This window comes from Streptococcus hyointestinalis (assembly GCF_011039275.1).
Lineage (GTDB): Bacteria > Bacillota > Bacilli > Lactobacillales > Streptococcaceae > Streptococcus > Streptococcus hyointestinalis_A.
The window spans coordinates 1,910,471-1,922,546 of sequence record NZ_JAAKGB010000001.1; the positions used below are offsets into that span (position 1 = coordinate 1,910,471).

The window sequence follows — 12,076 nt, forward strand, 5'->3', positions numbered from 1 at the left end:
GTTAAGCCGCAAAGAGGGCTTTAAATTCAGGAGTGAGATCGTCGCTGTAGAGCAATAAGCCATCAATATCTGTTCCTAGGCGTTGATAATCATACCAAGTCTCGTCTTCAGGAGAATGGGCAATTTCCGCTTGTCTAGGATGGTCATAGACACTGGCTTTTTTGTCTTTAAAGACATTTTGTTTGGAGATAAAGACTAGACCTTCTTCTACACCAATTCTGGCAACTTCATCTGGTGTTAAGAGTGGGCGACCTTGAACCTGCTTATTTTCACTAGAGGAACCGTTACGGTAACTATGTGATTTTGAGGTTGAACGGGTACGAATGGTTTGTTTTCCTGAACGGGTAGAGTAATACTCCATCGTATCCTTATCATTGGTTCCTAGAAAAAGGTGGGTAGCACAGTTATTAAAGATCGTTTTCCAGTCACTCTTATAAAGAGATTCCAACTGGTTAACCGCTTGGATAATGATTTTAATAGACATTTCACGGCTACGGATAGAGGATAAGACTTGCGTAAAGTTTGGGATACGCCCAATTTGCGCAAACTCATCTAAAATAAATTGGATATGTCTCAGATTTCGTCTGCTATAACCAGGAACTTTCCCTTGGAGAATAGCGTCAGCTCGGTGTGTCAACACTTCAAAGCTAATGGCAAAAAGGATAGAGGATAGGAAGTTGAAGGCGTTATTGGTTTCAGGGATGGCAATAAAGACAGCCGTTTTCTTGGTGTTCCAAGTATCCATTTCCATCGTATCCTCACTAATGAGTTGTCGCACATCGTCATGGTCAAAAATAGAGTAACGGGAGGAAAGAATAGCAACAACACTGTTTCTCGTTTCTCCTTTGAAGTTTTGGAAAAGTTTCCATTGTTTATAAGCATAGTTCCCTGGTTGTCGCTCTTCTAGCTCTTCAAACATCTGCTCTACTGAACTAGGAAGGTCTGGATCTTCACGATAAATATTGCGTAAGAGGTCTGCTACATGACCGAGATTAGGCTTGTAGAGCTGTGCCCCTGTTTCAGGATCTTTGGAGTCAAAGTAAAGGTAGCCAATAAGGGCTCGCTGTAACATGAGTTCTGCCTGTACCCAAAAATCTTCTCCCATGTGCTCACTTTTCTTTGTCCCCTCTGTGATGGCTTCAGAGATACGGTCAATGTCTAATTCAGAGGTCATGTAATGAAAAGGGTTAAAACGGTCAGAGTTTTTGAGATGGATAAGGTCAAAGACTTTGACGGCATACCCATGCTTTTCCAGCATCTTACCAGTTTCATGAACCAGGTTTCCTTTGGGGTCTGTGATAACAAAATTGGAATTTAATTGCATGAGATTAGGCAAAACAAAAGTAAAAGTCTTCCCGTCCCCAGGAAGACCAACCACAATCACATTTTTATTGAGTTGGACATTGTAGGCCAACCTAAAATTAAAGAGCCCCATTTTGACCTGCTTAGTAAAGATCATATTCTTATCACTCTCTTTATCCTCAAAACGCTTCATTTCTCGTAATGTCGCAAAACGAGCACTCCCTTGTTCTTCTCCATTACGATAAGTACCTTTATCTCCAGAAGCATAGGCGAGTAAGGGAAGACCAAAGCCGATGAAACCTGCCATTAAACTCCCCTGATCCAAAGATAATCCGATTGAGAAATACTGAAGATGCTCTAGCAACCAAGTCAACCGCAAGAGCCCCATAAAGGGAACAGCTTGCATTGATAGCTGGTAGTAGTTATAAAGAGATTGACTCAAGAGGAAACACAATAACCCTACCAGAAGGTAGGGCCAAATGGACTTTCTTGTCATCGTTCTTTTTCCTTTCCAAATGTTTTAGTAACCGTAGGACGTAGTCCTTGATAGACATCATGTGTCTTGTAATAGGCAATTTTTTCTTCAGGAGTCATTTCATGAGGTTTCTTCAAGACCTTTTTTGAAAAATGTTGGAGTTTTTCAGGGCTCTTTGTCATATCTGAAAGCATTTTTTGAATTGCCTTTTCCGCTAAGAGACGGTTTTTACTTTCAAAAAAGAGATAGGTGGTCTCGCCTTTTTGGTGGTAAGTAAACCCCACTTTCACCTCTTCGAGATAATGTTTGAGTTTTTCAAGATGCACTTCACTACTTAAGAGCTGCTCCATATCTTTTTGAGAGCTCGTTGCCATAAAGTCATTGAAACGTGTTTCTCCTTCAAACACTTGGTGATCTCGTTTATATTGTTGATGGTCATGATAGGCTTTTGCTAGAGTATACAGTGCCTGAAGCGTCATTTCTAAAGTTATTTTTCCTTTTAAAGTCAAGGAATGGCTGGTTTTTTCTTGATCCATAGCAGCGTCCTTTCTATTTGGGGTAAGTTGTTTGTTTGGGTTCTGTAATCACCTGATAACCATAAAGCGCTGAAGCAACTTCTTCAATGGTTAGTGTGAGCCGTTTTTGTGTTCTGTTCTCCCCATCTTTAATCGCTAAAACATAGGTGAGTTGATAAGTCTTATCCCTTGCCTGAGAAGCAGTCTCTAAGATGACTGACTGCAATTGACCAGAAGGATGGTTTAGAGCCAGTTTTGAAGACACAAAGTTGCTTAATTCTCCTTGTTCTGAATAGTAATGTGACAGAAAATAGCGACCAAAAGCATCTAGTTTACCTGTCTCTGACTGCAATTTTTCGATTTGTTTCACTTGTCGAGTTAGACTCACTACTTGTTTGCTTTGAGTGATGACAAGTAGTGTTGAAAGTCCCGCTAAAGCTAAACTAGCGAGCATAAGCAGCCCCATTCCCCATTGACACAACCTCTTCAAAAAAGAAGGTGTGTCTGAGAGAGACTTTCTACGCTCTTGTTTCTCTGTTGAGATAAATTCTTGGTCGTTAACAGTCTCAGAACGCTTAGATGAATGCTGTTGTTTTTCAGCTAACTTGGACGTATGTCCGTTTTGTAAAAAGAGACTCTCAGGAACCCCTTCAAAAGGAAGAAGTATCTCTTCTTGAGAAATAACAACTCCTTTTTTATCCAGTTCTTCCACCAATAAAAGTCCCTCTGCTTCCTGGTGTTTGACTTTGGCATTTTCCCGCTCTAACGCTTGATAAACCAAGTCTTTATTCTTATAAGTCGTTGTTGTGTCTAGTGTCAGATTGATTAAACGATACATGGCTTTGTTCTCCTTTCAATTTGCCTTCAGCAAGAGCTTTTTCAATATCCGCCCAGGTGAGGTTATGTTTTGCTAGATATTCTGAGCGTTCCTCGTGTTTTGCTAGGATGATTTGCGTCTCAAGGTCTTTGAGGCGCTCTTCTTCCTTTTTAACTTTAGCTTGATAATCCTCAAGTCTTGCTTGAGCTTTGTTGCGTTGTGCTTGTAGGGTTTCGAGTTTTGTCATAATTAGTTATCTCCTTGAGTTGATGTTTCGGTATTGGGTTGGCTAAGTGTAGACAGAGAAGCCTCTTGACCAGCTGTTAAGCTATCCACAATCAAAATCGGTTCAATGTGATTCACTAAGTATTTCTTGTCTTGCTTTGTATAGGTAATACGAATAGTACTATTGGACAGCACATCTTTTTGGGCATTAGTATAGTCTTTCTTTTTCTGTAGCTGCGTTTGCGTATAAGTGACTTGTGCTAAAGCTACGTGGTTCTCTTCATCGATATAAATAGTGGCTGATTTCAGCTTTGTATCCACCACATAGCCTTTATAGGCTTGTGTAGCAGGTTCTTCCTCACTATTAACCTCTTGTTGGTAAGCCCCCTCTGTCATAAAGGGCAGGTAACGGTTACGGTTTTCTCCCAAATCTTTTTTAGTAAAGTAAGCTGTGAGAAAGTCTTTGACGTAGGCAGGTGTTACTGCAGTTCCTTCCACTTTTTTAGTTTGTTTCGTTGTCGATGTCCCCTTGTTTGGAGTTTGAGCGTTTTTGGTAGTAGCTAGACTAAACCAAAAGACCAAGCCTAAAACAAGGATAGCAGCAAGGGCAAGCCCTGCTAACTTTAAGCGTTTGAGTTTTTCAGTATCAAGCATTTTCATGCCTCCTTTTTTCTTTAATGGGGTAGAGCAAAACTATAATAGGCTGCAGGAGAGCACACACGCCAGTGGATGCGATCTTGAACACCATTATAGTTACATTCTGAAACGAGAAATGAACCGTCTGAATTGACAACTTCCACAATACCAACATGTCCATACTGTGCAAAGGTGCCATCAAAACCACCTGCTGTAGAAACAACGGCGCCTTTAGCGGGTGTTGAGCTATACCGCCAGCCCTTAGCTACTAGATTTCTAACCCAATCTTGACCATTGCCTAGGTGTCCATAGCTACCAGACAGGTCTGTGATAGCGCCCAATTCCACTAAGCGATTATAAGCGTACCAGGTACATTGACCAACTGGGTAGCCACTTCCTGCTTGAGTCGTCATAGCTGCTTGCGTTGGTGGATTGTCTATTTTTGAGCGATAAGCTTCAGGAAAATTCCAAGAAGAAGCCAGCGTGCCACCGCCCGATAATGTCGGCTGATGAAACCACAAAAGCGCTTGTCTTGCAATCTTTTGACGCTCAGAGAGTTTATTGCCTGGAACACCTTCCCATTTTGAGAGAAACTCAGCGGTCAGACTATCCACATCGCCACTACTATCTAAAATCCGCTTGAGAATAGTAATGTAGTAAGGACTATCACCTTCTAACATAAACTGAACTTGAAGTTCCAAATCGTACCACTTTTTCCCTTTACTTTTGGCAAAGTTTCTTAAAAGCGTATGGCGTGTCGCACCATCGGTAGTATCTGTCCATTGTCCTAAACCTAGGCCACGGTGTAAGATATTAGCGTAACCGCCACCATAAATCGCAGGACCGCCTAAGCTCAACCAGGCGTCATCCTCCCAAGAAGATTCTGAAGCACCCACTGGTGGGCTAAGATAATCACCCTCAGCCCGTTTAGGATTAATGCTAGACTCTACACCAAAGCAACCCGCTGCAGCCGCAATACCATTGTCTTTGGCATTTGGGTAATACTTTTTAATATAATCGTAGAACTGCTTGGCTCGACCGCTCATCTCAGAGGACGTTGTTGTGACCGTTGTGGTCTGGGAGTAGGTCACAAAGGGAAAGTAAAAACCAGGATTGACTGCCGTCCACTTGGCTTTCTTTTCTTTTGTTTCTTTTTCTTCTAGCTTTTGATATTGTATGGTTTGGTAGCCATTCGTCGTGACTTTTCCTATTTCATCGCCAGCGCTCACTTTAGCGCCATCTGTGACCCTAATACTACCGACCTTATAAAAGGTAAAGACCGCCTCATCGGTCTGTATACTCAAGCTATCCTCTTTGAGGCTCACTTTCCCCGACAAAGGCGCTCGTAGCGTTTGCCCTGTTGTTGCCTTGAGCTGTGTTTTATCATAGATGTCTTTCGTTGACGTGTAGCCAAACCGTTTCAGAATAACCAAGGGATTGTTGTAGGAGGATTCCTCTTCCTTGTAGAAGGGATTATCCAGTTCCTGATAAGCTGGGTACCGCCCAACTTCCTGACTCACGTTCAGTAGCTCCTTGTACTCCTCTAGTTCCTCTTTATCCAGTTTGGCCCATTTTAAAGAAGACGAGGAGCCATAAAGGTCAGCCATCGTTTTAAGGTGATTGATATCATCATTCAAGTGATTCCATAGGTCATTTAAGGCATCTGAATAGTGATTAAATCCCAGGGTTCCAGCTAATGATCCGCCAGTCCCGTCTTGCCAATTACTGTCTGGGCTCCACTCTCCTCCATAACGATAGTTCATAAAAAAGAGAATATCATCAATATTCGTCCAGTAGTCCACCTTATCATTTGACTTTTCACGATCACGTTTACTGATCTGAAGCCAGGACTGGTTCAGATCAAATTCATTCTGTTGAACAGGACCACTACCACCTAAAATCCCCATAAAAAGAGCTAAGACGCCAAAAATGAGAAACATCAGGAAATAGGACTTGACCGCTAAGGGATTCGCAAGAACTGAGCGGATGGGCTTCGTCGTCACCTTGACAGCCTCCCCTGTACCTTTAGCCACTTTTCCCGCTTTTGTGTTAGCTACTCGTTGCTTCATCTGTCGCATTTTTTTGGTCAGTTTTCCCTCCCAAGAAAAGGCTTTAGGGGTTCTGGTAAAGCCACGACCTCGAGTAAAGTTGTAAGCACGATTGACTTGACCATAACTGTGTTTGATAGTGTACTTAGATAGTTTTCCACCTGCTCTTAGCGCACGCTTAGAAGCATTCTTTTGATAATGAAACTGACGGATATCCTGTCTTGCCTTCACCCAGTCTCCTAGAATATCATTATCTTGCAAAGTTCGTTCGGTATCCTGCCTTACTTTCATCCTAGCACCTTGTTTGGTACGTTTCTTCAGGCGGTTAGGAATATAGGTATCATCAGCTTTTTTGGCTCGCTTATAGACCGTTTTGGCGACCCGTTTATTGAGCTTTGCTTTATCTTGTCGTTGCTTAAAGAAGAGAGCTTTGGCCGTTGGTTTGGGTTTCTTATGGAGAACATAGTCTTTTTGAGCAAGACGATACTCTTTCTTAGCCCCTTTGTAAGCCATTCTGGACTCCAGGCGAGCTTCTTTAGGGATTTTATTTTGATTAGCTTTAACGCCTGCTTTAATCCGTTGTCTTCGCTCTTGTCTTGCTTGTTTCGGATCTGTCTCATACATCAGCTATCACCTCTCTTTCTTTATTCTTTTGGTTCTGCTTAACCATCCGTTGCGACCAATTGATAGAGTTTCGTCTCTTTAGGGATTGGATTTTCAAAGGGAACAATAGTATCACCTGCTACAATCAAACCTGTTCCTTTGGCTTTAGGACGTAAGACAAAACGTTCTAAAGAAGGTGTGAGAGGAGTCACTTGAGACAGCGCCTCTAAATCGGTACGCTTAAGCTTCAGCAGAACCATAAATTCACAGTTGGCGACGAGTTTGCGTCCTTCTTCCGTAGATAAAACCGTTTCAGGATTTTGGGTGATACCTGTTGAGATTGCCCCATACTTACGAATACGAGAGTAGAGCTCTGTAAAGAACGTCGCCTGCAGTTTATTTTTGAAGTAGAGTTGCAATTCATCAAAATAAAGCCATGTTGTCAATTTTCCTTGGTGATTAACCACTTGGTTCCAGATGTAATCTTGGATAACAAGAAGTGCAAAAGGTTTCAGTTTCCCGCTTAATTGCTTAAGGTTAAAGATGATAAAGCGGTTATCCATATTGACATTGGTTGGATGGGCAAAAATATCGTTAGAACCTCTGGTGTAAGGTTCTGCTTTCAAGGCTAACATTTGTGCCACCTCTTCAGGTTGTTGCTCAAGGATAGTTTGCCACTCCTTAAAGGTAGGCTGACTATAGGCTTCATAGGTTTTTCTGGTTACTCGGTCAATCATCGCAAACTCATCATCAGACACTTCAGAGAAAATATTTTCAAAGAGAGTGGATAAAAGGTTGGATTTTTGACCGACAGGATCGCTATCTTCTGCTTGTAGCTTGTCCTTATCTGGCAGATCTAGCAGATTAAAGTGATGGGGAGAGCCTGGGGCTATGGTAATCACTTCTGCCTGAAATTCGTGACCAATATCGGTGTACTCTGCTTCTGGGTCAACAATAATAATCTGGTCTTTAGTATGACGTAAGAGTGTTGGAATAATCTCTCCACCTTTAGCTAAAACAGACTTCCCTGAGCCTGAAATCCCAAAGATGGCACCTGAGCCTGTATTAAGGTCTCTTTTGCGGTCAACTGTAATCACATTTTTTGAGAGTTGATTTTGCCCATAATGGACGGCACGGGGACTGTTTGAGCGTAAGTCTACGTTGGTGAAAGGCACTTGTGTAGCAAGGTTACTAGTGGTCATATCTCGCATAAAACGGCGTTTGACGTTGATAAAGGGAACGCCAATGGGCAAAATGGTATTGAGCGCTTCTTCCTGATAAAGGTAACACTTATCTAGCTCAACAGTATTCTTACGAACAGAGCGCTGCACCTGTTCCGTATAGTTATTGAGCTCTTCTAGGCTATCTGCCATCAGGTAAATCGTCATAACACCCGAGAACATCTTTTGGTCATTATCTTGAAGCTCCTCGGTCCACTTTTCGGTTTCCTTTGAGGTTTCGCTGGCTTTACCTCCTACTACCAAATGAGCTGAAATTCCATCTTTAGCGGCTGCTTTTTGACTTTTAATCATTTCCCTACGGACGCTCGATTGTACTGTTTTGATTTTCTTAATCGCTGCAGCAGTATCATAAGGTTTAGCATGTAAGCTAATCGCTAACTCAATGCCGGTATCCAAGATATTCTTAATCAACTTGTCATTTAGGAAAGTTGGGTACTGTTTAACATAGAGAACCCTTGCGTAATAGTCATCAATCTGCAGGTGGTCCTTCTCAAACTTCAGGTAATTAGGAGCAATAAAATCTCTTGTAGACAAACCAGAAAGAGCAATATCTTCATAGTTGAAGTCCAAGAAAGCTTCTTTTCTTAAGAGTTTCCGGAAGACAAGAAGTCTGTCTAAGCCATCCATTTCCGCAAAAGAAATACCTAGACCACTATACTGACTTTCAATGACATTAGCGGTATCATCTAAGATACGCTTTGCTTGACTGGCTTGGTCGGCTTGCGCTGTGAGGGTCAAGTATTTCTCTACCTTAAAAGTGTTTTGATCCTGGGAAAAGCGCTCCTTAATCATAGCGTTATACTCATTGCGATAGTCATCATAGCCATCATGGGCAAGTTCATAGCGGATAGTAGATAAACTTGTACTCTCAACACGTCGGTTGAGGATAAGCAACTGCATATCATTATCAATATCCAAAGAATTGAAAATATCCGCATTGGTTTCAATGACATCAATACGTTCATCGTCCGTTGCGGTGATATAGCTGGTATCCCCTAGTCGATAGGTTTTAGAGTAGGTATCGTTTGTAATGGTCATCAGACCGTCAGGTGTTAAGGTTTGGTAATTTAAGCTATTTTGTGTCGAAGCGGTCATGGTACGTCGCAGACGCTTTGCCCGCTCTTTTTCAGCTTTGGAGTGTTTCAGGGTTGTCTTTCGGGCGAGTAAAGTCATTTTTAGTGTATTCCTTTCTGTCATAATCGGTTTGGTAAGTACGTTCTTGTTTGGTTAAAAAGAAACGTAACTCATCTTTTATTTTTTCATCTATGTGACACCCAAAAATCACAAAAGGCGCTAGTACAAGAAGACTAACGCCATAGAGGATAATGTCAGGTGTTTTCAACCAAAAAAGTATGGACATGACAATAACTGTCAATCCAATTCCAAAAAGCAGAATCCACTGCCTTAAGGTCATATAGCCCAAAAATGGACGTTCATAGCTGTCCAGGGCTTTTAAAAATTCACTTCCTAAACGTGTCATCATTTTCCTCCCTATTTATCTTTATTTTTTATCAAAAAAACAGCCTAAAAAGCTGTTCCTTCATCATGATTGTGAGCTTCCGATAATAGCCAATCCCCCTATAGCATAAATAAGAAAAACTGCGATAATAATCGGACTGAAAAGCGCTTTTGCAAGGGAAATAGCGATTATGAGGTTAATCACAAATATCACCATAATAACCATCCAAATAGTTGCCTTGTCTTCTTCTTTTCTGTAACTTGATTTATTAATTAAAAAAAATACTATAGGGATAGCAATACTAATAAGAATGAGGGTCATTCCCCAAAGCAAGTAATCCCAAGGGCTATTATTTCTAAATGCCATCACATCTGTTGCAATCGCCACATCTTTCTGTGTTACCATCCTGTCAACATCAAAATTTTGATTCAGTAGCCTATTTATGTTAGCAAGTTTGATATAAAAAACAATAGTTGCAATAACATAAACAAGTTCCACAACAACATAAGGGGTATAAGGTTTTTCCAATAATTCAAAAAAGCGTTCTCTACTCACTCTCTGCTCCTACTATTAGATTTTATGTTCTTCTAAATAACGCTTCAAAATAAGATAGCGTCTTAATATTAAGGAATAGCTAAAATTATATAAGACGATAGTCAGCAACAAAAGGACAATCAATAAGGCTACAACAAGACTCATCAATACACTTTCTTGTAAATCTTTTGTAGTAACGCCTGCCCATGGAGCAAAAATAATCGCTAAAAGGCGTTTGAGATCATCTGAAAAAATAACTGTTAACACTAATCCTAGCAAAAGTTCCCATCTACGAGAACTCTTCTCTTTCTTCACTTCTAACTCTACCCATTCAGCTAATAAGGCTTCTTTAGTCTGCTCGTCATAGTAATTTTGTGCCTCCTTGTAGTAACGTTCAAAACGTCCTGTCCACCATTTATATAGTTGTGTTACAATAGCTGTCATGGACTTCTGAACTCCTTTCATTCACGGTACATTCTCTTTTTATTATATCATAAAGAAAGCATTGGGTATCAAACGGTATGAGCATTTTTGAAAAGTATTTTTCTGTCATCATTCCCTCCTCTAATTCACTTGCATAATGTTCTTAGCCATGCGTTGGCTGCCAAAGAGCATGATGATATAGATAATCCCTTTGGCAATGGCCATAAGGGAACTGGTCCAGGCTCCTGTCTTTGCGACAGTTAACAGATCGTTGGTCACAATGGCTGGATAAAGCATGATAACGACCACCAAAATCAATCCCTGAAGCACAGCAGCAATATAAAGTTTGAAAAAGCCAAAACAAATGGGGCGTAGGCTCTCCATCATGTAGCAGGCTACAATGATTTTGGCAATCCCCTTGTAAGTGTAGAGCGTAAAAGAACGCAAGAGGATCAATAATTTTGTGGAGATTTGACCGATAAAGTCAGTAACAACATAAACACCTTGAAAGAAACCTTTCAGAATCCAACTTAATCCTTTATAATCAGGTGCTTTAGAACTAAAGGGTTCAAGTCCACTTTTGGCAACCAACTTGATAATGACGTTAAAGAGCCAAGAGAGGCTATCAAAAATCTCATCGACATAGAGAATCAGAAAAAGACCGATAGCGTATTTGAGGATTTCTTCAATCCAGAGCTGTAAAGTCATCTCCCCACCATTGCTTTTTAATTGTTGGTTCCAGTTCATGAGGTTAATGCCCATAAAAAGCAAAAGTAGTAAGACCGCTACTTTCTCCATAGAACTTGAAACGGTTTCCATCAGCTGGTAAGCTGTCGGGTTGTAGGCTTTAAGGCTCATGGTTAGCTGGTTTAGCGTGGATTGGTTCATAACCACCACCTCCTTGTCTTACCCAATACTAGACAGTCCTGCAGCTAGGGCTGAAAAAAGGGTTTTTAGAACCGTTCCTAGAAGGGCTCCTAGAATAACACTCTGAATTCCCTTATCCTTCTTATCGTCGAGTTCTCGACGAATACCAATAGCTAAATCCCAGGCACCCCAAGCAGCCCAGCCGAGACCAACAAAGCCTCCAATAGTTCCGATTTGATTGATAAAATTGACAACTGTTTGCATAGATGTATATCTCACTTTCTATTTTCTAAAAATAAAAGACACCAAGAACAAATTCTTAGTGTCTCACGTTTATGATGAGGAAGAGATTTACTCTTCGTTTGGATGGAAGGTTAGAGAGAGGGCAGTAATGACGGCTAGGACAACAATGATGGTTGTTTCCCACCAGTAGTAAATAGGAACTCCGTGAGGCCAGACAAAACTCGAAAAAAGATTGTCCAACCAATTACCAAAATTGTCTGCAACGGCTCGTTTAGCTAAACTTTCATATATATCAAAAGTCAATGCAATTCCAAGCATTACAACGAACTTAAATACAACCCATGCAATGGTTGTTCCTAATAAGCACTTCAGGAAGTTGAAGATAAAGAGCACAATCATGAGGGGCGTTGTGACCATGAGGATAGCCGCTTTCATGATGAGACCTGGAAGGTTCCTCACGCCTGCTAAAAGGGCTTGTCTCAGCCACTTAACTCCCTTCTTCCACTTGCTTTCTTTAGCTTCTGGAGGAACTGCTTGAGTGGGTTTGGTCGGCGTATAGTAAGTATAGCCGTTTTTTGTCACATGTGTTTCCATTTTCGCATCCTTTCTCATTGTACCCCTCCTAGCTTTGTTAGCTTAAGTATACCACATTTCGCTAGGAAACTCTAGACCTTCACGAGGTCTTATT

13 protein-coding genes are annotated in these 12,076 nt (G+C 41.1%); all 13 read right to left on the reverse strand.

The window, feature by feature from the left end; translation table 11 throughout:
* Position 1: 1 nt before the first annotated feature.
* The 13 genes from G5B60_RS09440 to G5B60_RS09500 all read right to left on the reverse strand — a co-directional run bounded on the left by G5B60_RS09440 (position 2) and on the right by G5B60_RS09500 (position 12,000).
* Positions 2 to 1,798: a VirD4-like conjugal transfer protein, CD1115 family gene (locus G5B60_RS09440; protein WP_164683768.1), complete on the reverse strand. Its 1,797-nt coding sequence runs from the start codon at positions 1,796 to 1,798 to the stop codon at positions 2 to 4.
* Positions 1,795 to 2,313: a hypothetical protein gene (locus tag G5B60_RS09445; RefSeq protein ID WP_164683769.1), complete on the reverse strand. Its 519-nt coding sequence runs from the start codon at positions 2,311 to 2,313 to the stop codon at positions 1,795 to 1,797. Before G5B60_RS09445 ends, G5B60_RS09440 begins: the two co-directional genes overlap by 4 nt.
* Before the next feature lie 13 nt (positions 2,314 to 2,326).
* Positions 2,327 to 3,130, reverse strand: a complete 804-nt coding sequence (locus tag G5B60_RS09450; RefSeq protein ID WP_164683770.1) for a hypothetical protein — start codon at positions 3,128 to 3,130, stop codon at positions 2,327 to 2,329.
* A complete protein-coding gene (locus tag G5B60_RS09455) occupies positions 3,084 to 3,356 on the reverse strand; it encodes a type III restriction endonuclease (protein ID WP_164683771.1) in 273 nt (90 codons plus the stop codon). Before G5B60_RS09455 ends, G5B60_RS09450 begins: the two co-directional genes overlap by 47 nt.
* 2 nt (positions 3,357 to 3,358) lie before the next feature.
* Entirely contained in the window at positions 3,359 to 3,994 is a 636-nt protein-coding gene (locus tag G5B60_RS09460) for a hypothetical protein (protein WP_164683772.1), read from the reverse strand.
* A gap of 14 nt (positions 3,995 to 4,008) precedes the next feature.
* Positions 4,009 to 6,642 carry a phage tail tip lysozyme gene (locus G5B60_RS09465; RefSeq protein ID WP_164683773.1) on the reverse strand — a complete coding sequence of 878 codons (2,634 nt, stop codon included), beginning with the start codon at positions 6,640 to 6,642 and terminating at the stop codon, positions 4,009 to 4,011.
* A gap of 38 nt (positions 6,643 to 6,680) precedes the next feature.
* Positions 6,681 to 9,035: a VirB4-like conjugal transfer ATPase, CD1110 family gene (locus G5B60_RS09470; RefSeq protein ID WP_164683774.1), complete on the reverse strand. Its 2,355-nt coding sequence runs from the start codon at positions 9,033 to 9,035 to the stop codon at positions 6,681 to 6,683.
* Positions 8,989 to 9,342 (reverse strand): PrgI family protein, encoded by a 354-nt coding sequence (locus G5B60_RS09475; RefSeq protein ID WP_164684274.1) that lies wholly within the window; start codon positions 9,340 to 9,342, stop codon positions 8,989 to 8,991. The genes G5B60_RS09470 and G5B60_RS09475 overlap by 47 nt, the downstream gene beginning before the upstream one ends.
* 63 nt (positions 9,343 to 9,405) lie before the next feature.
* Entirely contained in the window at positions 9,406 to 9,876 is a 471-nt protein-coding gene (locus tag G5B60_RS09480) for a hypothetical protein (RefSeq protein WP_164683775.1), read from the reverse strand.
* A gap of 15 nt (positions 9,877 to 9,891) precedes the next feature.
* Entirely contained in the window at positions 9,892 to 10,299 is a 408-nt protein-coding gene (locus G5B60_RS09485; RefSeq protein ID WP_164683776.1) for a hypothetical protein, read from the reverse strand.
* 120 nt (positions 10,300 to 10,419) lie between these two features.
* The gene (locus tag G5B60_RS09490) at positions 10,420 to 11,166 is read right to left on the reverse strand and encodes a hypothetical protein (protein WP_164683777.1); all 747 of its coding nucleotides are present in this window, start codon (positions 11,164 to 11,166) and stop codon (positions 10,420 to 10,422) included.
* Positions 11,167 to 11,184: 18 nt separating this feature from the next.
* Positions 11,185 to 11,409, reverse strand: coding sequence for a hypothetical protein (locus G5B60_RS09495; protein WP_164683778.1), 225 nt, complete (start codon positions 11,407 to 11,409; stop codon positions 11,185 to 11,187).
* An 87-nt stretch (positions 11,410 to 11,496) separates the two neighbouring features.
* Complete coding sequence (locus tag G5B60_RS09500) at positions 11,497 to 12,000, reverse strand: hypothetical protein (RefSeq protein ID WP_164683779.1); 504 nt, start codon at positions 11,998 to 12,000, stop codon at positions 11,497 to 11,499.
* Positions 12,001 to 12,076 lie beyond the last annotated feature (76 nt).